We start from the raw sequence: 20,596 nt of genomic DNA, 5'->3' as shown, positions 1-20,596 counted from the left end.
TGAGAAGATCTGCCAAAAAAAGTTGACAAATGGTAAATAATTTGCTTAACCTGAATTGAGAATTAGGAACAGAGAAAATGCGATCGCTAAATTTCTTCTTCATCTTTCTGATTTGCTTGGCTCTAGTATTATTCAGCATCGAAAATACAGAGCCAGTTGCGATTCAAGTTATCCAAGGCGTCCAAGTTAAAGCTCCGCTGTGCGTAGAACTAATTGTAGCGACCGGATTAGGGGCAACACTAGCGTGGCTGTTCAGTCTGTGGTCGAGAATGCAGCGAACCCTCGCGTTGCGCCAAGAGATTCGCCAAGTTCGCGAAAAAGAGCAGCGGATTCAGGAATTAGAACAAAATCTTGAACGCTATAAAGCCGAAGTAGAAGGCCAACAACCTTTGTTAGAAAGTGCTGAACCGATAAGTCTAGAAATAGCAGCCATTGATGCCAAAGCTGCTGAAATAACCGCCACTTAATTTGATATGCTCTCTCGTTTTCCCAGAGGCAAAATCTAAAATCTAAAATCTAAAATCTAAAATCGAATGGCCGTTTCCCGAGACCAAGATGGGTTAGAAACGATTTCTGAGGGGATCGCAATTTTAATTGACCTAGCCGAACGGGGAGAAATTGATCCTTGGGACGTTAAGGTAATTGAAGTGTTCGATCGATGTCTGAGCAAGCTTACGAACGCCTGCGATGCCGATCAGAGTAAGGATTTCTCCGATTTGTCCCACTCCGGCCAAGCGTTTTTGTACGCTTCAATGCTGGTGTTGCTCAAAGCAGAAAGTATCGTCCTCTCCGAACCCCCCGCGAATCCCGACTCGGCCGACGAGCCGGCAGTAGAAGACGCAGAACACTCAGGCGGGCGACACTTGCCGCAGCATTTAGAGCGACAATTGCGCCGTCGCGGTGTAGCTCAACTACCGCAAAAACGCCCGGTGACTCTCCCAGAACTGATTGAGCAGTTGCAGCTAATGAAAGCAGCAATGGAGCAGACAGTTACTCCCCGACGCCGCCCTACTTCAAAAATGCGATCGCAAGCGGCACAGGCTATCTTTGAGCTAGCTCACCAAGAAAATCTCGTTGAAACTGCTAGTGAACTCGAACGGTTTCTGGCTCAGCGGGGCGCGGAAATTGACGAGGGTTGGCTGGACTTGGACAAATTGCTAGAGCTCTGGCATCATAACGATTTGCACTCTCCTGTCAACCCAGAACACCCGGTATCGACTGGGGAAGTTCACTTGCCAAATCATGACCGCGTGGGTATTTTTTGGGCGTTGTTGCTGCTATCGGCTCAGTCTAAAGTAGAGTTGCTTCAAGAGGAGTTTTACCAAGACCTCAAAATCCGCGCGCTTTGAGCTTGCAGGGTATTAGGTTATGGGGCGAAGCGAAACTAATAACTGGGCCGCTGCGTCGGTTAAAATTCCAGACAGAACCTCGCTAGCCGACATTCTGCTGCTGAGTCTCGAATGCGGACAGCGGGAGTGCGAAGTTTTTGCTGATTCCCGATTCCTGGTTTCTTAAATCAAGCAAATAGGGAAGAGTCATTGATAGCCTGGTACGATGTCGCCTATAAACAGGTCAGGATTTTGCCGCGCTCGATCGATTCGATCGCAACCGCTAGCATCTAATTGTTGAGTTTATATCAATTAACAGAGGGTTGAGGAAGTTAAGAATGAAAGCGATGATTCTGGCGGCCGGTAAAGGCACTCGCGTCCGTCCCATTACTCAGACAATACCCAAACCGATGATTCCCATCCTGCAAAAGCCAGTGATGGAGTTTTTGGTTGAATTGCTCCGACAGCACGGATTTGACCAGATTATGGTCAATGTTTCCCACTTGGCAGATGTGATTGAAAACTACTTCCGTGACGGTCAAAAGTTTGGCGTACAAATTGCCTATTCTTTTGAAGGGCGAATTGAGGAGGGAGAACTGATTGGAGAGGCTCTCGGTTCGGCTGGTGGCATGAAACGAATTCAGGACTTCTCGCCGTTTTTTGATGATACTTTTGTGGTGCTGTGCGGCGACGCTTTGATTGACTTGGACTTGACTGCTGCTGTGAAGTGGCACCGGGAAAAAGGGGCGATCGCTACTATTGTTATGAAATCGGTTCCCCGCGAAGAGGTTCCCAGTTACGGAGTGGTGGTAACAGACGAGTCTGGCAAAGTTAAAGCTTTCCAAGAAAAACCTTCTGTAGAAGAAGCTCTGAGTACCGACATTAACACTGGTATTTATATTTTTGAACCGGAAATATTCAAATACATCCCTTCGGGTCAGGAATATGATATCGGTTCAGAGTTATTTCCCAAGCTAGTAGCAGAAGGCGCACCTTTTTACGGGATTAGCATGGACTTTGAGTGGGTGGATATCGGCAAAGTTCCTGACTATTGGCGGGCAATTCAGAGCGTGCTGCTGGGACAAGTTAAAAATGTTTCGATTCCGGGAATTGAAGTGCGCCCCGGCATTTACGCTGGTTTGAATGTAGCTGTCAACTGGGATAAGGTTGATATTACTGGGCCTGTTTACATTGGTGGAATGACGATCATTGAGGATGGAGCAAAAATTGTCGGCCCGACAATGATTGGCCCAAACTGTTGGCTTTGCAGTGGCGCCACTGTGGAAAACAGCGTGATTTTTGAGTATTCTCGTTTAGGCCCGGAGGTGCGGTTGGTTGACAAACTGGTGTTCGGGCGCTACTGCGTTGATAAAACCGGGGCTGCGATCGATTTGCAAGCGGCGGCTCTCGATTGGCTGATTACTGACGCTCGCCAAGTTTTACCAACTCAGCAGGGAGAAGAGCGGCGGGCGATCGCAGAAATTCTCCGTCCTGAATAATTGGTAATTGCTCAAGGTAAGGTGCGCTAGGCGCACCCTACTTTTACATTTATAAGCTCAGCTTTTAATTCTGGTAATGTGCTTAGGTTGTACCTCACATCTTCCACCATTCTCAAGAACAGGCTTTCCGGTCTGTTCCACAATAAAATCTACTCTTTGTGAACAGGCCGGAAAGCCTGTTCATAAAAGGCTTATTGACCGTGGTGGAACATCTCAGTTACACCCTACATTTTAAGACTGAAGATAAGTATATTGGCTGAGACTCCGCTCGTAATTTTGCAGCAAAAGCTGGGCCTCGGAAAGAGTAATTTTATTTTGCTGCAAAGCTGCTTCTGTCTGACGGCGGATGCTTTCAACCAAATTTTCTGAATCATACTGTACGTAGCTGAGGACTTCTTTCATAGTGTCTCCTTTCACAACGTGTTCGATATGATAGCCAGAAGGTGTTAGCTGAATATGAACTGCATTTGCATCGCCGAATAAGTTGTGAAGGTTGCCCATAATTTCTTGATAAGCACCCCCCAAAAATAGCGCTAAATAGTACGGTTCTCCTGGTTTGAGAGTATGCAGTTCCAAAACCGACTTTACATCTCGCAAATCGATGAATTGGTCGATTTTGCCGTCGCTGTCGCAGGTAAGATCAGCTAAAATACCGCGTTGAGTTGGTTCTTCGTCGAGTCGGTTAATTGGCATAATTGGGAATAATTGGTTAATTGCCCAACTGTCTGGTACTGACTGGAAAACAGATAAGTTGATGTAATAAATAGACGCCATCACCTTTTCTAAGTCTTCCAAATCGTCAGATACATATTCTTTTTGCCGCGCGATCATCTGGATTTTATCGCAGCAAGCCCAGTACAACTGTTCGGTTTTCGCCCGTTCCGCCATTCCCAAATAGCCTAAGTTAAATAAACTGACTGCTTCTTCCTTGAATTGGATAGCATCGTGATAAACTTCTTGGTAATTTTCGGGACTGATAGATTGGTAAATTTCGTAGAGATTTCGCGGAATTTGGTGCGCGTTTTCATCTACTGGTTCTGGTACTTCTCTGGGGACATCGCTAGTACCGAGTACGTCAAAAACTAACACTGATTGATGAGAAGCGATCGCCCGCCCGCTTTCGCTAATGATAATGGGAACCGGGATTTTCCGCTCGTCGCAAGCATCTTTCACTCCCGCTACTACGTCGTTAGCGTAGTTTTGCATATTGTAGTTTTTGGAAGCGTGGAAGTTTGTTTTAGAGCCGTCGTAGTCAACGCCGAGTCCGCCGCCTACGTCCAAGTAGTTCATATTAGCTCCCAATTTAGCTAATTCTACATAAATGTGGCTGGCTTCTCGAATGGCGTCTTTGATGACGCTAATTGAGGAAATTTGAGAGCCGATGTGAAAGTGCAGTAACTGCAAACAATCGAGCATTCCAGCTTTTTCTAGTTCGCCGACTGCGCGGATAATTTCAGGAATTGTCAAGCCAAATTTTGCCCGATCGCCCGTGGAGCCTCCCCAGCGGCCAACGCCTTTGGTAGTGAGTTTTGCTCGCACTCCCAAAATCGGTTTAATTCCTAATGCTTTGCTCGCGGCGATAGCGAGTTCTACTTCCTCAATTTGCTCCAGCACAATTACGGAAGTTTGGCCTAGCCGCTGCGCCAAAATAGCAGTTTCGATGTATTCGCGATCTTTGTAACCGTTGCAAATTAACAAAGCGCCTGGGGTTTTTAAGGTCGCCAAAGCTATCATTAATTCTGGTTTCGAGCCGGCTTCCAGTCCGAAGTGATGGGGTTGACCGAAACGCACCAAATCTTGAATTAATTGTCGGTGCTGGTTGCATTTGACTGGAAACACACCGCGATAGACATTTTTGTAATTGTACCGAGCGATCGCTCTGGCAAAACAAGAATTTAAGCGCTCGATCCGGTCTTCCAAAATATCAGAAAATCGAATCAGCAGGGGCAAAGCCAAATTTCGCTGTTTGAGAGAGTCTACCAGTTCGCACAAGTCGAGGGAACCGCCGCGATCGCCCTTGGGAGACACTGTAACGTGACCGGCTGCATTGATCGAAAAATACGGTTCGCCCCAACCTTGAATTCGGTAGAGTTTCTCACTATCTTCTATTGTCCAAGATGCTTTTGGCAGTTGAGCCGCCGTTACCAAAGCAGTGTCTGGTGCCGCCAAACTCGTGGCTGTTGGCGAGTGAGTCGATAGCGGATCGAGATCGGAGAAAGCAGCGGTGGCTGGGGAACTCATCTTATCGGAAACCTCTTTTAGGAGTGGTCAAATAGATAGTTTATCGCACATATCGGGTTTCCTGATGCAGTTGAAAAATCACTTTGGGTACACGGGCTGGCGATTTTAGATTTTAGATTTTAGATTTTAGATTTTAGAATTGACTCTACAGATGGATGAAGGTGGGGGATTGAACTAAAATCTCAACCGTAATTGCTCTCCTGGACTTATTTCTTCAAGCAAGTATGCGTATGGAGGTGAATTCGGAAACCTGGTTTCCGAGTTCACCTGCACCAAGAGAGTGGTCGGACGATCGATCGCCCGACACACACTAACCAAAAATCACCTCCGGCGGGGCCATGTCAGCCCCCATCCTCAATCCCCCGTTATTAGACTTCTTCAAGCCCGGTTGAGGTGCTTTTTCTGGGGTCTTCTGAGCCGGTGCAACTGAGGCTGGCGGTGTCACCTGCGGTTGAGGTACTGCCTGTGCTCCTGGCACCACGGGTTGCTGCGACAGCCAACCCAAACCCCCTACAGCCCCAGCCATCAAAGCGGTGTAGCCGATGTACAAATGCACCGGACGCATTTGAAAGCCTTCGCCTGAGTCGGAATCGGAAACAGACACATACATACTGGGAATTGGACTCGGAGCGGGTTTGGGCAAAGCATTCGCCATAGCGCTGCCGTCTAGTCCCAAGGCGTCGCCCAGTCTGCGGATAAAACCTCTAACGTAAATATCTTGGGGCAGTTTGTGGATTTCCCCATTTTCGATCGATTCGATGTGGTGAACCGGCACAAGAGTTTGACTGTGAAGTTGCAGCAGAGATAAGGAGCGAATTTGCCGTCCCTTACGCAATTCTCCACCCAACTCCCGCAGGCACTCTTCTCGCTGTTGAACTGCTATTGCTGCTTCTTCTTCCCTGGTGAGTTTTTTCGGCTTTTTGGGAAAACCAAACCCTGGGAAGGATTTTCCGGGGACGGTGACAGTTGCAGGTGGAGCAGACTCGAATTTAATTTCGTCTTGGGGCGCTTCTTTGCTGTCTTCAGAAGTGTCAGTGTCTCGATCGGAATTTTCTTCTGTGTCGGACTCGGTTTGGGGCGGCGCTTCCACACTAGCGCTGCGCCAATAGAAGACAGGAACAGCTACTGGTGGCTCCAATTCTTGAATTTCTGTCACCGTCTCAATGGCGGGACTTACAGCAGTAAAACTCTCTGGGGCTACTTGCGGTTCAATTTTGTTTTGTTTGGGAAATCGATCGAATGCGAGCTTGACGGCTTCTCTGCTAACTGCTCTAATTAAAATTTCGGCAGCGGAGGCTGCTTCACCCAACATTGTTTGCAAGCTAGCTAGAGCTTGGCTATAGGTGTCGCTACATACGAGTTCAGCTTCTATTTGACCTAGGACAGAACGAAAACTTTCTTGAGAAATTTCAATAGTTGGGTGATCTGTCACCCCAAAATAAGCCTCGGGTTTCAGTGCCATGATATTCATGTTGTCTTGGTAGAAGGTATCTGAGTACGTTCTTCGACAGGTTGGCAGTGATTCCGGATGTAGGTTGGGGGAGAGTGGGGCATCGGGCATCGGGCATCGGGCATCGGGCATCGGGCATCGGGCATCGGGCATCGGGCATTAGTAGGCCCTCACAAATAACCAATAACGCATAACCAATAACTAATAACCAATAACTTATAACCAATTCCCACTCATGCCCATGCCCTGCGCGGGCCAATTCCCTGGGAAGGCTCATGCCCCATGCCCCATTCCCTGGGAAGGCTCATGCCCCATGCCCCATGCCCCATGCCCAATTCCCCAGAACTATTGCTTGTGGATGCGATCGAGCAACCACAGAGCCCCGAAAATCCCGACAAAATGGGCAACAGTGGCGTGAGTATTGGCGAGTACCACAAATATATCTAGGGGCTGAATAAATCGGCCCACATCGACTGCGGCACCGAACAAGGCTTGCGGCTGAGCTAGAGATTTGGCTAAAAGCGTGCCGCTGATGGCTTCTGCGCCTATCAGCGTCAGCACCATTCCTGACAAGTTGCTCATCAGTGCCAGTCGCACCTCTTTGATCGTGTCTGCTTTTTTGGGGCGGACAGCGTTAGCGGGCGATCGCAGTTGTCTCGACAAGCGGGTGAAGCGGAAAGAGCGATATACGCTGTAAGCAAGTACGGCCAGCCCGCAAATGGCAAAAAATACGCCGCCGCCGGTGCCGGCACTGGTTGAACCCGCAGCGGCGCTAGCCCTGGGGAGGGCGAAGGGGATGGCAAAGAGCAAAATGATCGCCGCTACCACCCCTAGCACTACCTGTACCCAGAAGCAAATCCAGCCTGTTGTACGAAGGGCAAAGGCTACTCGCTGTACGGCGACAGGAAGCTTATCGTTATCTAACTGATTAGTCATATTTTGAGCGGGTATAATTAATTGGCATTAGTTGGTGGCAGTTTTTTCTCTTCCGGGACGGTTGACGGCGGTTAACCCTCTTTATAATAGAAGTAGCAATGTTTAAGATTTGTAACTAACATTGAATTTCACATTTGAATAGCGTCGATCGCCAGGTACCCAAAGCAATGACACAACTACAACCCACCGTCACTCCCAAACTGGAACAGCCTAAGTTTGGCTTCAACAGCTATGCGGAACGCCTTAACGGTCGAGCCGCGATGATCGGTTTTTCTCTAACTTTAATTATCGAGTATGTCACAGGCCAGGGCTTGCTGTCCTGGTTAGGTCTCAACTAATTTTAGCAATGGCGCGGTCAGCCTTACACTTTGTCTTGACTCAAACGGCAGGGGGTGTGAGTTCTGCTGACCGCGACAAATTCGGGAATTGATTAAAATATTAATTAGAAACAAGCCCAGCGACTTCTCTGTTGAGAGAGATCTGTTCCCGAATGCAATCGCTGGCTTTTGGAGGTATATATGGGGTGGAATTTTGATTTGACAAGCTTGGCAATTTTGCCTCGCTCCCGTACAATTCCCCACAGGCGAGAAGATTAATTTAGGTGAAGCTAGTCTCCCTTGCTAGAAATCCCGATCGTTCCGCCAACTCTAAGTTTTAGAGCTTGTAAATAAATATAGAACAGAGTAAAACCAAATGAATGCTTCGTGGACGCGACTTTTGAGGTCAGCTTACCGTAGAGAACCAATTACCAGCTTTGTTGTGACAGTAGGCATTGTCGATGCAGCCATCGGCAGCATGGGTGCGAGTGGCTCTTTATTGGCTTTTGGACTGGGTACGGCTGGGGTGGCGATGGGTCTCCGCTGGTGGCAATTTTACCGCTCTGGAGCCGAACAACCCGCACCTGCTCCTGAATACTATCTTCCTCCTCAGTCTTCTAGACCTCAGTTGCCCGTGCTTAATGTGTCTAAAAAAAATCCTCCTTATTAAGATTACCGGGCAATGGTGACTGGGCGAGGTGCCGATCGACTCCCTGGATCTGAGGCACTAAAAGATCGGGCAAGAAAGTCTTTCGATCTTGGATGCTGAGTTTATGAATATTTCTGTGGCCGAGAAACTGTACAAAATTGGCTCTGTAGCTGCCTGTAGTGGTTTGTCGGTGAAAACTGTTCGTTACTATGAGGAGATGGGCTTGCTGTCTCCTGCGGTAAAGCGATCGCCCGCTGGTTATCGCTTGTTTGGCGAAACGGTATTTAATAGGTTGGCGTTTATTAAACGCTCTCAGGCTCTGGGTTTGAGCCTTCAGGAGATTAAGGATATTTTACAGGTTCGCGATCGGGGAGACTTGCCTTGCTCTGAAGCGAAGCAGCATCTAACGGCTAAGGTAGAGGAAATTTCCGTGCAAATTGCAGCCTTAGAAACTTTGAAGGGGGAGTTGCAAGGCATTCTCAACTGCTGGCAAGAGCAACCCTCGCAGGCGAGCATTACTAGCACGATTTGTCCGAACATTCAGCGGGATTGAGCAGCGGAAAGATACAAAAAAAGGGAAGGAATTATGGGTTTCCTTCCCTTGATGGTTTTGTTGGTGGTTTTGTCGATCGTGTTGAGCTTTTAACTGTTTTCGCAGAGTTTGCTGTTGTTTTTTGAGTTGCCGAGCTCTGGCTGAGCCGCCTTTACCTTTGGAGTTTCTACCCTCGCTGCGGGGAGACTCCCAACTTTTTAGTCTCATGTTTTTCATTTTTTGCACTACTTCTATAATACACCGCCAGATTTTGACTGTCAAGTATTTTTTAGAGCGATATTTCGTAGTATCAACTGTTGACTGATGGGGATTTGCTAGAGACATAGGGATTGTGCGCCCATTGCCTGCGGCTGGTTACGCCTACAGGCTTTTTGACAGTTTGGGATGTAAGGGCGATCGCATGATTTAATCATACTTGTATGCTCAGTAATTAATTAATGAGTGGAATTAATCGCCAAATCACCCTTGACAGCAGGCACATTGCTAAACACTTGCCAGACACGCCACAAATGAGAAGACTGCTTAATAAAGGACGTGCTGCTCATATTTTTAACGATGAGGCTACTATGAATCAGGTAGCTCAAGCCATAATAGAAGATGGAGAATTTACAGGTACGATTCGGGGCTACGATCGTTATGGTATGTTTTTTGCTGAATCAATTGGTTATAGAGTTGACCCGGATGGTAGCCGTCTTTTACTTTACTACGGAGAGATAAAAGTTGATGCAGAAAACCGATACCACGTTACGCCTCGAAGCCGATTTAGTGAAGAATAACTGGGAATTTACAGAGGTATGGATAGATCCAAATCTTTCACCGCCTTATCTGCTTTTGTTACTAAGTGACGCTGAGGGAAATTGTCGGATATACGATCCGGCTGAGGGTTATAAAGTTGTGTTTTCTAGTCAGAGTTATGATGAGGCGCAGTATTGGCTTTTAGAGGATGAGTATGAACCCGTAGAAGGGCGGCTGAGTGTGTCGGAGTTAGTTTGAATAATTCATGTAGGGGCGATCGCGCTTTTTGGCAATTTGGGATGTAAGGGCGATCGCTTTTACGTCATTATTCCGCACTGTTTGCTACAATTATTTAAGTCAGCTTTAAGGACTGCCATGACTCAAGCTACCTCCATAACAACTGAATATCAAATAACAGTGAGTTCTCCAGTTTGGCAAAGAGTTGAGCAAATTGCCGGAGAATTTAACTTGTCAGTTTCTGAACTATTGGAACAGATAGGCGAAGGTCAACTGAAAGTTGTTGCGGTTCCAACTAATTCGGAAAAAATCAGCGATCGAGATATTGCAAATGCTTTGATTTGGTTAGCCGCGCAAACTGATGTAGCAATCAACGTCTACAAGCTACAAAAACTCGTGTATTACGCTCAAGCTTGGTATTTAGGAGTTTACGGCACGCCACTATTTGATGCAGATTTTCAAGCCTGGATTCACGGCCCGGTTATTCCTGATTTATTAGAGAAGTACCAATGCCAATTTAGTTGGGAACCAATTACAGAGAAAATCGAACAACCGAAACTTCCCCAAAAAATTGGGCAATTTATCGAAGAAGTTGCTGAGGCATATTTTGAGTATGATGATGAAACTTTGGAACGAATGATTTGCAGTGAAATGCCTTGGCTAGAAGCGAGAGGGGATTTACCGAGAGATGAATCTTGTCATGCGATTATTTCTCAAGAGTCGATGAAAAAATATTATTCTGGTCGTGTTTTCTCTAAATAATATAAGTGAGGGCGATCGCACTTTTTGACAAATTGGGATGTAAGGGCGATCGCGCTTTTGTAGTAACTAGGATATCAGAAGCTAGGGAGCGAGCTTATATCTCTGGTAAGTTCAAATTTAATTGGTAATCTTGATCTAGGTTAGAAGGTAAGCCTATTTTAGAAAAGAACTCATTAGAGAAGTTTAGAGAAGATTCTACAGCCCACTTAGCGCAACCATATCCCAGACATCGGTGCGGGAAGAAAAGGCTTCCTTCTTGTGTCATTGGGTTAAGCTTTTTGATTTTATTCTCTAACTTTTTCTTTAATTTTTCATTAAGCGTCTGATTATAACTTTCTCCAGTTCCAATCCACTCAGGTTTATAGTGGATTAAAGCATTCCGTAGGGAAATGAGTGAAGCAGCAGATTGATAAGGTTCTGCTCCTCTATTAAAGCTTTCTGATTTTACTATACAAAGAGCCTTTTCGTATTTGTCTATAAGTCTTAAGCTTCGTTCATCACGCCACGTTTCTTTCATTTTTTGGGTAACATCAAGACTCCATTCATTAGAACTGGAAATATCTTCTACATCCGTAAACAATTCGTTGATTGTAGCCTCAAGATAGCAGACCGCAGTGATTATGGAACCTATGACATACGATCTATGTTCATCAAACAACTCTGATGAATATTGGCTGTCATCATACTTATCTTCTTTTTCATAACTTAACTTTGCAAAGTGAGCTGCTGCTTTAATATGGCTAAATGATAATTGATGACTCACCTCAAGATCATTCAGGCTTGCGTGAGAGTGATCTGTGTAAATAGTTGCGCTTATAGGATAGTCAGTCATAGCTATTTTATGAGTAAATAATGGGTTTGAAATTTTGAATGTTCATCGATAAAATCATAATCCTTATCGTTGACAATGTTTTCAATGTTAAAGATAATTTACTCTCCTTTAAGTTGCTTAAACATACTTTTAGCAGCTATCTTGAAATCTGCTTTATTAGCCCCTTTTTCTAGGTATAATGGTTAATCACTCCGTGTCTGATGATTCAAGTATTGCTTCTATTTCATCGGAATAACGGTCAGCTTTCGCCCAAATTGTACTGATAACCAAGTCCAAACTTGCGCCTTTTAGTTCGGGAAATTCAGTTTTTATGATTGCTTGGAATTGTGAATTTAAAGGTTTATATGTTAGTTTTTTATGAAAGCATTCCTGAGTGATTTCATAGTATAACATATTGTTACTTATAAGCTCACTTAAGTATGGGCAAACCTTGTAATCCTTGGATTTTTCAAACTTCTGAGTTGCGAATTTAGCTGGAGCTATCACACCTGGTAAATCTGTATAGCTAACGCCTACGCTTGTTCTAGCATTAACTTTTTTGAATTCATCTAAGGCTATATGAGCAAGATTAGTTGTTAATAATTTAGCTTCGGATTGAGCCGTCTCAATCAAGATTCTTTTTTGTTCTTCCTGTCTTAATCTTTCCTGTTCAGCTTCTTCAGCCTTTTGTAAAGCTTCTAGCTTTCGCTTAGCAGCAGCAGCTTTCCCAGTCGGAGTATTTTGATACTTTACATAAGCAATACTTGCTGCAATAGCTAGAATAAATGCCAAGGTAAAATTCACAAAAAGCACGAAAAATGCTATTATACTCAAGATTATAAATGCAGCATTCCATTGATTGTCTGACAATAGTTCTGTTGACGTTTCATTAAGAATTTGTATTGAGGATTGCTCCTGGCTTTTTTCTGCATACGAATTATTAGTAGAAAGCTGATTTGTAGTATTCACTCCTAAATTATGGGACGATTGACTTGCTCGTGCCACCAACTCAAACTCTCGATTCCAAGCCGGAAAATCCTCACCCCCCTGCTGCCCGTAAACCCTCACAGAAGCGATCGCCCCCGCCTTCAAATTCGTCAACTCCCTGCGGACAATCCTGATAGAAGCCTCCTCATCAGGAACCCGATCGCCCTCCAGCATCACTTGCAAACAACCATCTTGCAAACTCGCAGTCGCACTAATTCCCTTATTCTGTAACGGAAGATTTAACAGACTGGCGATCGCCTCCACATCTCCAAGCTTAGCCCGTTCCTTCAAACTAAGCTGATTTGACTCCGTATTTTCACCAGGACTTGTCCGCCCCTCTGTAACATCCGTAACAGGCAAATTTGACCCAGCCACTTCAAACTCTTGACTCCACGCCGGCACCTTTGCGGCCGTCTGTCGCCCGTAAACCTTGACTTTCTCAATCGATGCAGCCCCCAAACCAGCGATCGACTTACTCACCCACGGGGCCAAGACTTGCTGACTAGGCGCTTCTGCCGCTTCCAGCATCACCTGTAAACACCCATCCTTAAGGGAAGCTGCGGCGGTGATGCCCTTAGCTTGTAGCTGGCGGTTCAGCAGAAGCGCGATCGCCTTTGCATCTCCCTGTTTCGCGAGTTCCAAAATATTCGGTTGTGTCATAACAGGTAGAGAACGGTAGCGCTTAGCAAAACGTTTTGTTGTCTTAAGTATAAATTCTTTCCTAAATACCAAAGCTTGTCAAGCCATATAAAGTCATATTTAGTAGTTGTTTTCCATCCCAACTAGGTCATAAAAAGTCACATTTAGTTGGTTGCTAGCGAAAAAGTCATATTTAGTTGGGTTACAATCAGGTCAACCCCTTGCATCTCCCTGACCGATGGACGTTGAAGAAGCCTTAGAATTTGTAGACCATCTAGCTTTGACTACTACGGGAAAACATTTAGATAGTCTGCAAAAAGCTATATTACGCGGTGCTTGGGACAATCAGAAATATAAAGAAATTGCACAGCATCACAACCGTTCAGAGAAATACGTTAAAGAAGTTGGCTTTAAATTATGGAAACTTTTATCAGTTGCATTAGGCAAGGAACAAGTATCTAAAGCAAATTTTAGAGCCAAACTGGAAAATTTACAAGCTTCTAATATTGTCTCACTCGTCGGGAATGGCTGTATCCATATTGGCAACCTCTCTTCTGAAAGTTTGCCCTCCCCAGAAGTCTCACAATCTGAACCGCAAGACAAGAATAAATTTAACGAAAAAACAAGCAATTCCGAACGGAAAATACATTTAGATTTAGCTGATGCACCAGAACCCAACCTATTCTATAACCGCACATCCGAACTCACCACCCTCGAAAACTGGATTTTAGGCCGCACCCGCCTCATCACCATCTTAGGCTTATCCGGTATTGGCAAAACCGCCCTTACTCTCCAACTAATCTCACAAATTCAACACGAATTCGATCGCATCATCTGGCGAAGTCTCCGCAACTCTCCACCGCTGGCATCACTCCAAACCGAATTAATTAAATTCTGTAGGGGCGGTGTCCCCGTGCCCGTTCCCTATCCCGAAGAAAGGGCAACCACGGGGGGATTGCCCCTACTAGAATATTTACGATCGCACCGCTGTCTCATCATCCTCGATGATATCCAAACCATCTTCAGCAGCCAACAACTCGCAGGAAATTACCAACCTGGATATGAAAATTACGGCGCATTCTTCAAACAAATAACAGAATCATCCCACAACAGTTGCCTCATTCTCCTGAGTTGGGAAAAACCCAGAGAAATCGCCACCTTAGAAGGCGAAAACCGCCCCTGCAAATCTCTGCAACTTAACGGTTTAGGCCCCGAAGCACAAGAAATATTCAGAGAAAAAGGATTAGCAGAACCGGAGAAATGGTCAGAACTAATCGACCTTTACCGAGGCAATCCCTTATGGTTAAATATAGTTGCCACATTGATTCAAGACTTATTCGGCGGTAGCGTTTCCGAATTCCTCTCCTATGATACCCTATTCTTAGGAGACTTAGAATCACTCCTGCACCAGCATTTCGATCGCCTAACCGCATCCGAACAACAGGCGATCGCATGGCTAGCCAATACCCCCGAACCTGCCGACATCTCAAAAATACCAGAAAACCTGCAACTATCACCGCCCGAACTCTTGAAAGTCATGCAATCTTTAGGACGACGGTCATTAGTTGAAACAGTCAAACAAAACGGGCGATCGCACTTTACGATCGGGCCAGTAATCAGAGAGTATATAACAAACAAAAAATGAAAATCGCCACCTGGAACCTCAACTCAATCCGGTAGTAATAAATATGTAGTGAAGTTTAATTACAGTAATTGAATATAGCAATCCTATAGCAAGTCTATTTGAGTTGTGAATGTAGAACAACCTGAAATGCTTGTGATGATTGAATCGATTGTTTACAAATCAAATGGTTTTGCTATAAATGATTTTCTATATCTAGAGCAATCCTAAATAATTTTCTGTGTGTAAGTATATTGACGTATTTTGGGAAAATCAAATTTATGTTCCTTAGTAAGCTGTTCACCATTTAAATCTCAGAGGCTATCTAGGCCAGTAAAGGGTTTCAGGCTCTGAAATACGCAGTTTAAATGCTAAACAGCTTAAAAAATTCAAACAAAAATTTGACAATCTTAAAAGACCTACATAAATACCAATACTTTCTTAAAAAGTTTTTAACTTTTAACCAAATATCTTCAACGGGATTCTGTTGGGGAGCATTGGGAGCAAATAAAATACAAGTAATTGACCAATTATCAGGTTCTTTGTCACCATTTAGTTCTAATAAAAACTCTCTAAATTCTCCATATTTATGATAACTAGCTCCATTCCAAATCCAGATAATCTTGCGATTTTTATATTTATTTTGTAAGTATTTTATGAATTTAACTGTGGATTTTTTATCACCAGATGGATGGCTCTGAACATGGAATCTTTGCTTTAATAATTGACTGCGCTAAAATAAGTTTGTCTATCTTTTTCATTGGTAATTGGGACTGCAATTCTAATTTTTGATTAACCCCAAACATAACCAGTCAGATCACCATGAAGTAGATGACATTCATCTAAAAACAATACTATTATTTCCCCAGACTCTATACCAGCCTTGTTTTGTTTTTGAATAAAATATCGTTAATCTCTTCCGTTTTTTTGTTACCAGTTATTTATCAAATTTAGGATTAGTTTTTTGAGTTTTTTTCCAACTTATTTTCGCCCGGTCGAAAAGTTGATAGTAACTCTCTTTTGATTTATATATCACACCAAATTCTTGAGCTAAATAAGTAACCAACTCATCTAAGTTCCAATATTCTTTATTCTTTAACTACTCGATTACTTCAGTATTTTGCCGAGCTGTTAAATACCCTTTTGACCCTTTATGTCTTAGTTTTATTCCGGCGATGCCTTTGGTTTTAAATTGTTTTTTCCAATAACAAATGAAAAACTTACTTACACCTAATATTTTGCTGATTTCATGGTAGATTTAACCTGAAAGCCCCATCCTTACAGCTATTGCTCGTTTTAGTTCTCTTGCATCGATATCGCTTTTCTTTTAATAAAATCTTCTAATTGGGCTAAGCTGTTCTACATTTAAACTGTGTGTCGAAAATCAATAAAACTCTTGTGGGACGGGCTTCTAGCCTGTCCCAATTTTCCAATTTAAATGCGTAACAGCTTATTTTTTTTTCCATATTTTTTTTTGTGAACGTTGGAAGTTATTCATTTTTTTTTGTCATAATTAAGTATTGCATATAATTGTATCACAGTCTTGATAATGATTTAGGATTGCTATAACGACGGAGATTCGTGAAGTTGACCTTGCCATAGGCCAGCAAAATAGTTGAAAATAAAGTGATTAAAAACTTCTTTTGGGGTTGACTAATCCGACATTTGTTGTACTATGGATTCAATAATTTTCATAAGGCAATCTGTTGAGCTTGTGTGTTTTTATAGCTTAGCCTAAAAGAGTCCCTTTTTTTATGTTGATTTTGGGTTCAGATTGCACTCACTTTTTTCACTTCTCTGCGGTATTGCGATCGCCTCCCTCTTTAAAAAGTGTCCGGAGTATTGTTGAGGCGAAATTATATTATAATAAATTCCCATTATTTAAATCTTAATTATTAGGTTAGTCGGTGTTCGTGTGATTCACAACCTTTCCCAATTACCGACTACGAATTACCGATCGCCACTAAATAAATATTGGTCACAGATAAAAAGAACTGCACAGCAGTCAACAGCGGTATACCTGACACTCCGCAAAATTAAATGTAGGATTAAGTGTTGCCGTGAATCAGAAAAAAAAGATGAACGTATCCACTATTTGGCGAAAACTCCGCAGCCAGCAAGCCTTCTGCTTGGCTGTACTCCTGGCAGGTTGCCTGGTATTTATCGGTTGTTCCCCCGCACAGTCAACGGCTGGCAATTCAGTCGATCCCAAGTTGAAAGAGCAAGTCTTGCAGGTGATCCGCGAAAATCCCCAAGCAATTTTAGAGTCGGTACAAGCGTACCAGCAACAACAGCAGCAGTCTCTCAAAGCAGCGCAGCAGTCATTTTTGCAGGAGATGAAAACTAATCCCAAATCTTCGATAGGGGATTCTCCCACCACGGGTTCAGCTTCGCAGCAGATTGTACTTTTAGAATTCTCTGACTTTCAATGTCCGTTTTGCGCGCGCGCTCACGATACTGTCAAGCAGTTTATGGCAAAGCACCAGGACAAAGTTACTTTAGCTTACAAGCATTTTCCCTTGACTTCTATTCACCCTCAAGCGCTGCCAGCAGCTAAAGCAGCTTGGGCGGCGGGCCAGCAGGGCAAATTCTGGGAATATTACAGCGCTTTGTTTGAAGGGCAGAAAGATTTAGGCGAGCCATTGTACGCATCGATCGCCCAAAAGCTCAATCTAAAATTAGATAAATTTAACACCGATCGCAACAGCCCCGCTGCAGAAGCCGCCATTGCCAAAGACGTGCAACTCGCTCAACAACTAGGCATTGAAGGCACTCCCTTCTTTATTATGAACGGCAAAACTTTCTCCGGGGCGATCGAGCTTTCTGAGATGGAAAGCATTCTCGCCTCTGTCTCGAAATAAGTAATTCCTGACTCTTAGAAACCGAGTCTAAAAATGCGTTCCCAGCCAAAGTAGGCTGGGAACGAGAAAAACCAGAAAAACTCGAAAAATCTTTGATTAAACCGCAGCCAACTCAGGAGTCGGGCGCTTGCTGTGGCGGATACCCTCGATCGCCCCTGCGTAATCATTGGCCTTAAACACAGCAGAACCAGCGACGATCGCATTTGCGCCGGCTTCCAGAACCTGCCAAGTATTGTTCCCCTTCAAACCGCCATCTACCTCAATCCAAGGATCGAGGCCCTTGTCGTCGCACATTTTACGCAACTGGCGAATTTTCGGCAAAACAGCCGGGATAAAACTTTGACCACCAAAGCCCGGATTGACGCTCATAATCAGCACCAAATCGCAAAGTTCCAGCACGTACTCGATCAACTCCAGCGGCGTCGAAGGATTCAGAACCACACCAGCCATTTTGCCCAATTCCCGAATTTGGCCGAGGGTGCGGTGCAAGTGAGGCGAAGCATTGTGTTCCGCGTGAACCGAAATAATGTCAGCACCCGCCTTAGCGAAGTCCTCGACGTACTTTTCCGGCTCCACAATCATCAAGTGAACATCGATCACCTTGGTAGTAACGGGGCGAATTGCCTCAACAATCAGCGGCCCGATAGTAATATTAGGAACAAAGCGACCGTCCATCACATCTACGTGAATCCAGTCAGCCCCAGCTCGATCGACAGCCTGAATCTCTTCTCCAAGACGGCTAAAATCGGCTGATAATATGGATGGAGCAATAACAATGGGTTTTTGGGATTGGGTCATGGCTAAGTCTGTTCTCCTGACTGCTGTGCTGTATCCAGTTTATCAAAATACGGGTCTCCGGGTCGAAAAGTTGCCCACGATCAGTCGCGAGATTGGGAGGGCAGAAAAATTTTGCCTCTGACAGACAAGTTGGGCGATCGCGCACCAGCCCAGCTCTCGGAATTTTGGTTTAGGATATAAATTTTCCCTCTAACAAATAACTTGTGTGCAACATCTGACCTTCTGCAAATTTTGAGTAGCGAATTATGAAAAAAACAGATCCCTTAGAAAATCCTGAACTCGATCGTGCCAGTCTGTTTGTATTAATGATCCCAGTCATCGGCTTTTTCCCCGCCCTGTGGACTCTTTACCGCCGTCAGGGTAGTCCCGAACGCAAAGCCATCAGCCGCTTGGCAATTGCCCTTGCTTTTAGTTGGCTCTTAGGACATATTCTTTTAGAAGCTGGAGCGATTTCTGCGGAATCTCCGACACTTCCCATGTTATTAATGAGTAGCCTGCTAACAACCAGCTATTTCATCGTTGCTCTGGGACTGATGGTTCGCCTCTGGAAGCGTCAACCACTATGGTTGCCCGGAATTAGTCGCTTAGCCGAGCAAGTAGTAGGCAAACATTTATCATAATTTAGGGTTCTTTTAAGCCCCTACCCTATTGATTGAGTGCGTCTTCAGCTTGATACTACATATTGCCATTATCTTTTTTATTTTTGTTGTGTGTGAGGAAGCCAGTGCCAGCTCAAAAAATTCCTAATCAAGACCCTATCCAACAATCCACTGCTCAACCTGCAACCAAAAAAGCTTCCCAGCCCCATCGAGGCCGCTGGCTGGGTTTTGGTTTTGGTTTGGCTGGAGTAGCCATGCTCTCAGCCACAGCCGGAGCATTGCTAGCCGTCTCCCTTTCTACAACGCCGCTTCAGCAACAAAAGTTGAGCCCTGAAGAAGCAGCAGTATTTTCTCAAGGCGACATGGCAAAGCTCAACATGAAGATGCCGGAGCTGACTCGCCCAGTTAATATTTTAGTTTTAGGACTTAAAGTTCTGACCTCTGACATCGAAGGAGGTGTCAACAAAAATGTCGGATACGAGGTTTGGGAAAACTCCTTTAAGGGCTTAACCGATACCATGCTTTTGGTTAGATTTGACCCTCAAAATAAAAAGTTAAGCGTGCTTTCCATTCCGCGAGACACCCGCACCTATGTTGAAGGCAGGGGTGTCGTGAAAATCAACGAAGCTAATTACTACGGTGGCCCGGCTTCGTCAGCGAAGTCAGTCAGCGGACTCCTTGGCGGTGTGGGAATTGACCGCTACGTCACAGTTAATATTCATGGCATAAAAAGTTTGGTCGATGCCCTGGGTGGCATTACTATTAATGTCCCTAAAGACATGAAGTATACCGATAACAGCCAGCATTTATATATAGATTTAAAGGCTGGTAAGCAAAAACTCAACGGCGAACAAATCGTGCAATATTTGCTTTATCGGCACGACGATTTGGGCGACATCGGGCGGGTGCAGCGCCAGCAATTGTTGATGCGGGCTTTTGTGGAACAGGAAGTAAATGTAGGTTTGCTGTCTCGACTACCGAAGATTTTGTCGGTGATTCAGTCTCACCTTGACACGAATTTGAGTATAGAAGAATTGGTAGCTTTGGCTGGTTTTGCTACTCAAACCGATCGCGCAGGCGTCCAGATGTTGATGGTTCCCGGCAAATTTAGCGATTCTAAGGACTACAAGGCAAGTTTTTGGTTGCCAGACCAATATGCCATCGAAACTATGGTGGCGGAACATTTTGACTTCGGCCAAAATACTTGGACAATTGAGAATGCTGATTCGACTTTTCTGAACGTGGCGATTCAAGATAGTACCGGAGATCCATCGGCTGTTGAAGATTTTGTCAATAATTTGACTCAAGCCGGTTATCGGAATGTTCAGGTTTATAAAGCTTGGCCGGAACCCCTGGAAGTAACTACTCTAGTAGCTCAACAGGGCGATATTAAAGGTGCTCAAGCGATTCGCCAGTTTTTGGGTTTTGGAGATGTGTTGGTTGAGAGTACCGGTTCTTTGCAGTCCGACGTGACAATTAGATTGGGTAAGGATTGGTTGGAGAAAAAGGCTCATTCCGGCAGTGCAGCTAAGTCTTTTTAAACTGGGCTTTAACCGCAGTATTTGTAGGGACA

General features: G+C 44.6%; 20 protein-coding genes and 1 pseudogene. 14 read left to right on the top strand and 7 right to left on the bottom strand.

What is annotated here, in order from left to right; genetic code table 11:
- The first annotated feature begins 77 nt into the window (after positions 1-77).
- From QT979_RS19285 to QT979_RS19270, 4 genes are all read left to right on the top strand, one after another.
- A complete protein-coding gene (locus QT979_RS19285) occupies positions 78-467 on the top strand; it encodes a LapA family protein (protein ID WP_333216210.1) in 390 nt (129 codons plus the stop codon).
- A 66-nt stretch (positions 468-533) separates the two neighbouring features.
- Positions 534-1,349 carry a segregation/condensation protein A gene (locus tag QT979_RS19280; RefSeq protein WP_333311412.1) on the top strand — a complete coding sequence of 272 codons (816 nt, stop codon included), beginning with the start codon at positions 534-536 and terminating at the stop codon, positions 1,347-1,349.
- A gap of 19 nt (positions 1,350-1,368) precedes the next feature.
- Complete coding sequence (locus QT979_RS19275) at positions 1,369-1,515, top strand: hypothetical protein (protein ID WP_333311411.1); 147 nt, start codon at positions 1,369-1,371, stop codon at positions 1,513-1,515.
- A gap of 151 nt (positions 1,516-1,666) precedes the next feature.
- Positions 1,667-2,827 (top strand): NDP-sugar synthase, encoded by a 1,161-nt coding sequence (locus QT979_RS19270; protein WP_333311410.1) that lies wholly within the window; start codon positions 1,667-1,669, stop codon positions 2,825-2,827.
- Between the two features lie 231 nt (positions 2,828-3,058).
- Here the strand turns inward: QT979_RS19270 and speA are convergent, their stop codons facing one another.
- From speA to QT979_RS19255, 3 genes are all read right to left on the bottom strand, one after another.
- On the bottom strand, positions 3,059-5,068 hold the full coding sequence (gene speA, locus QT979_RS19265) for a biosynthetic arginine decarboxylase (RefSeq protein ID WP_333216203.1): 2,010 nt from the start codon (positions 5,066-5,068) through the stop codon (positions 3,059-3,061).
- Positions 5,069-5,378: 310 nt separating this feature from the next.
- Positions 5,379-6,530: a helix-turn-helix domain-containing protein gene (locus tag QT979_RS19260; protein ID WP_333311409.1), complete on the bottom strand. Its 1,152-nt coding sequence runs from the start codon at positions 6,528-6,530 to the stop codon at positions 5,379-5,381.
- A 333-nt stretch (positions 6,531-6,863) separates the two neighbouring features.
- A complete protein-coding gene (locus QT979_RS19255) occupies positions 6,864-7,454 on the bottom strand; it encodes a DUF3611 family protein (RefSeq protein WP_333216200.1) in 591 nt (196 codons plus the stop codon).
- A 167-nt stretch (positions 7,455-7,621) separates the two neighbouring features.
- Here QT979_RS19255 and QT979_RS19250 point away from each other — a divergent pair, with 167 nt between their 5' ends.
- The 6 genes from QT979_RS19250 to QT979_RS19225 all read left to right on the top strand — a co-directional run bounded on the left by QT979_RS19250 (position 7,622) and on the right by QT979_RS19225 (position 10,707).
- On the top strand, positions 7,622-7,792 hold the full coding sequence (locus QT979_RS19250; RefSeq protein ID WP_172186391.1) for a hypothetical protein: 171 nt from the start codon (positions 7,622-7,624) through the stop codon (positions 7,790-7,792).
- Positions 7,793-8,147: 355 nt separating this feature from the next.
- Positions 8,148-8,441 (top strand): hypothetical protein, encoded by a 294-nt coding sequence (locus QT979_RS19245; RefSeq protein ID WP_333216198.1) that lies wholly within the window; start codon positions 8,148-8,150, stop codon positions 8,439-8,441.
- A 103-nt stretch (positions 8,442-8,544) separates the two neighbouring features.
- The gene (locus QT979_RS19240; RefSeq protein ID WP_333158165.1) at positions 8,545-8,973 is read left to right on the top strand and encodes a heavy metal-responsive transcriptional regulator; all 429 of its coding nucleotides are present in this window, start codon (positions 8,545-8,547) and stop codon (positions 8,971-8,973) included.
- Positions 8,974-9,410: 437 nt separating this feature from the next.
- Positions 9,411-9,749, top strand: a complete 339-nt coding sequence (locus QT979_RS19235; protein WP_333218586.1) for a DUF6972 family protein — start codon at positions 9,411-9,413, stop codon at positions 9,747-9,749.
- A complete protein-coding gene (locus QT979_RS19230) occupies positions 9,739-9,966 on the top strand; it encodes a hypothetical protein (protein ID WP_445250970.1) in 228 nt (75 codons plus the stop codon). The genes QT979_RS19235 and QT979_RS19230 overlap by 11 nt, the downstream gene beginning before the upstream one ends.
- A gap of 117 nt (positions 9,967-10,083) precedes the next feature.
- Positions 10,084-10,707, top strand: a complete 624-nt coding sequence (locus QT979_RS19225; protein WP_333311408.1) for a type II toxin-antitoxin system antitoxin SocA domain-containing protein — start codon at positions 10,084-10,086, stop codon at positions 10,705-10,707.
- Between the two features lie 94 nt (positions 10,708-10,801).
- Here QT979_RS19225 and QT979_RS19220 read toward each other — a convergent pair whose 3' ends face one another.
- Positions 10,802-11,539, bottom strand: a complete 738-nt coding sequence (locus QT979_RS19220) for a hypothetical protein (RefSeq protein WP_333311407.1) — start codon at positions 11,537-11,539, stop codon at positions 10,802-10,804.
- A 186-nt stretch (positions 11,540-11,725) separates the two neighbouring features.
- Positions 11,726-13,165: a hypothetical protein gene (locus QT979_RS19215; RefSeq protein ID WP_333311406.1), complete on the bottom strand. Its 1,440-nt coding sequence runs from the start codon at positions 13,163-13,165 to the stop codon at positions 11,726-11,728.
- A gap of 217 nt (positions 13,166-13,382) precedes the next feature.
- Between QT979_RS19215 and QT979_RS19210 the strand changes: the two genes are divergently transcribed.
- The gene (locus QT979_RS19210; protein WP_333214510.1) at positions 13,383-14,789 is read left to right on the top strand and encodes an NB-ARC domain-containing protein; all 1,407 of its coding nucleotides are present in this window, start codon (positions 13,383-13,385) and stop codon (positions 14,787-14,789) included.
- Between the two features lie 913 nt (positions 14,790-15,702).
- On the opposite strand, the pseudogene QT979_RS29065 reads toward QT979_RS19210, so the two are convergent.
- Positions 15,703-15,843, bottom strand: a pseudogene (locus tag QT979_RS29065) (winged helix-turn-helix domain-containing protein); the annotation flags it as partial.
- 1,000 nt (positions 15,844-16,843) lie between these two features.
- Here QT979_RS29065 and QT979_RS19205 point away from each other — a divergent pair.
- Positions 16,844-17,626, top strand: coding sequence for a DsbA family protein (locus tag QT979_RS19205; protein WP_333214508.1), 783 nt, complete (start codon positions 16,844-16,846; stop codon positions 17,624-17,626).
- Between the two features lie 96 nt (positions 17,627-17,722).
- On the opposite strand, the gene rpe is transcribed toward QT979_RS19205, so the two are convergent.
- Positions 17,723-18,424 carry a ribulose-phosphate 3-epimerase gene (gene rpe / locus QT979_RS19200; RefSeq protein ID WP_190744589.1) on the bottom strand — a complete coding sequence of 234 codons (702 nt, stop codon included), beginning with the start codon at positions 18,422-18,424 and terminating at the stop codon, positions 17,723-17,725.
- 245 nt (positions 18,425-18,669) lie between these two features.
- Between rpe and QT979_RS19195 the strand changes: the two genes are divergently transcribed.
- Positions 18,670-19,044, top strand: coding sequence for a hypothetical protein (locus QT979_RS19195; protein ID WP_333085806.1), 375 nt, complete (start codon positions 18,670-18,672; stop codon positions 19,042-19,044).
- A 104-nt stretch (positions 19,045-19,148) separates the two neighbouring features.
- Complete coding sequence (locus QT979_RS19190; RefSeq protein ID WP_333214504.1) at positions 19,149-20,564, top strand: LCP family protein; 1,416 nt, start codon at positions 19,149-19,151, stop codon at positions 20,562-20,564.
- Positions 20,565-20,596: the final 32 nt, after the last annotated feature.

It is taken from the genome of Microcoleus sp. w2-18bC1 (assembly GCF_036700365.1).
GTDB lineage: Bacteria > Cyanobacteriota > Cyanobacteriia > Cyanobacteriales > Microcoleaceae > Microcoleus.
The sequence above is the reverse complement of the archived record's forward strand: the minus strand, read 5'-3'. Positions and strand labels throughout refer to the sequence as shown.

Bases quoted from the DNA above. Each gene is read 5' to 3' on its own strand.
- QT979_RS19285 (WP_333216210.1), top strand. From the start codon at position 78: ATGCGATCGCTAAATTTCTTCTTCATCTTTCTGATTTGCTTGGCTCTA.
- QT979_RS19280 (WP_333311412.1), top strand. From the start codon at position 534: ATGGCCGTTTCCCGAGACCAAGATGGGTTAGAAACGATTTCTGAGGGG.
- QT979_RS19275 (WP_333311411.1), top strand. From the start codon at position 1,369: ATGGGGCGAAGCGAAACTAATAACTGGGCCGCTGCGTCGGTTAAAATT.
- QT979_RS19270 (WP_333311410.1), top strand. From the start codon at position 1,667: ATGAAAGCGATGATTCTGGCGGCCGGTAAAGGCACTCGCGTCCGTCCC.
- speA (WP_333216203.1), bottom strand. From the start codon at position 5,068: ATGAGTTCCCCAGCCACCGCTGCTTTCTCCGATCTCGATCCGCTATCG.
- QT979_RS19260 (WP_333311409.1), bottom strand. From the start codon at position 6,530: ATGGCACTGAAACCCGAGGCTTATTTTGGGGTGACAGATCACCCAACT.
- QT979_RS19255 (WP_333216200.1), bottom strand. From the start codon at position 7,454: ATGACTAATCAGTTAGATAACGATAAGCTTCCTGTCGCCGTACAGCGA.
- QT979_RS19250 (WP_172186391.1), top strand. From the start codon at position 7,622: ATGACACAACTACAACCCACCGTCACTCCCAAACTGGAACAGCCTAAG.
- QT979_RS19245 (WP_333216198.1), top strand. From the start codon at position 8,148: ATGAATGCTTCGTGGACGCGACTTTTGAGGTCAGCTTACCGTAGAGAA.
- QT979_RS19240 (WP_333158165.1), top strand. From the start codon at position 8,545: ATGAATATTTCTGTGGCCGAGAAACTGTACAAAATTGGCTCTGTAGCT.
- QT979_RS19235 (WP_333218586.1), top strand. From the start codon at position 9,411: ATGAGTGGAATTAATCGCCAAATCACCCTTGACAGCAGGCACATTGCT.
- QT979_RS19225 (WP_333311408.1), top strand. From the start codon at position 10,084: ATGACTCAAGCTACCTCCATAACAACTGAATATCAAATAACAGTGAGT.
- QT979_RS19220 (WP_333311407.1), bottom strand. From the start codon at position 11,539: ATGACTGACTATCCTATAAGCGCAACTATTTACACAGATCACTCTCAC.
- QT979_RS19215 (WP_333311406.1), bottom strand. From the start codon at position 13,165: ATGACACAACCGAATATTTTGGAACTCGCGAAACAGGGAGATGCAAAG.
- QT979_RS19210 (WP_333214510.1), top strand. From the start codon at position 13,383: ATGGACGTTGAAGAAGCCTTAGAATTTGTAGACCATCTAGCTTTGACT.
- QT979_RS19205 (WP_333214508.1), top strand. From the start codon at position 16,844: ATGAACGTATCCACTATTTGGCGAAAACTCCGCAGCCAGCAAGCCTTC.
- rpe (WP_190744589.1), bottom strand. From the start codon at position 18,424: ATGACCCAATCCCAAAAACCCATTGTTATTGCTCCATCCATATTATCA.
- QT979_RS19195 (WP_333085806.1), top strand. From the start codon at position 18,670: ATGAAAAAAACAGATCCCTTAGAAAATCCTGAACTCGATCGTGCCAGT.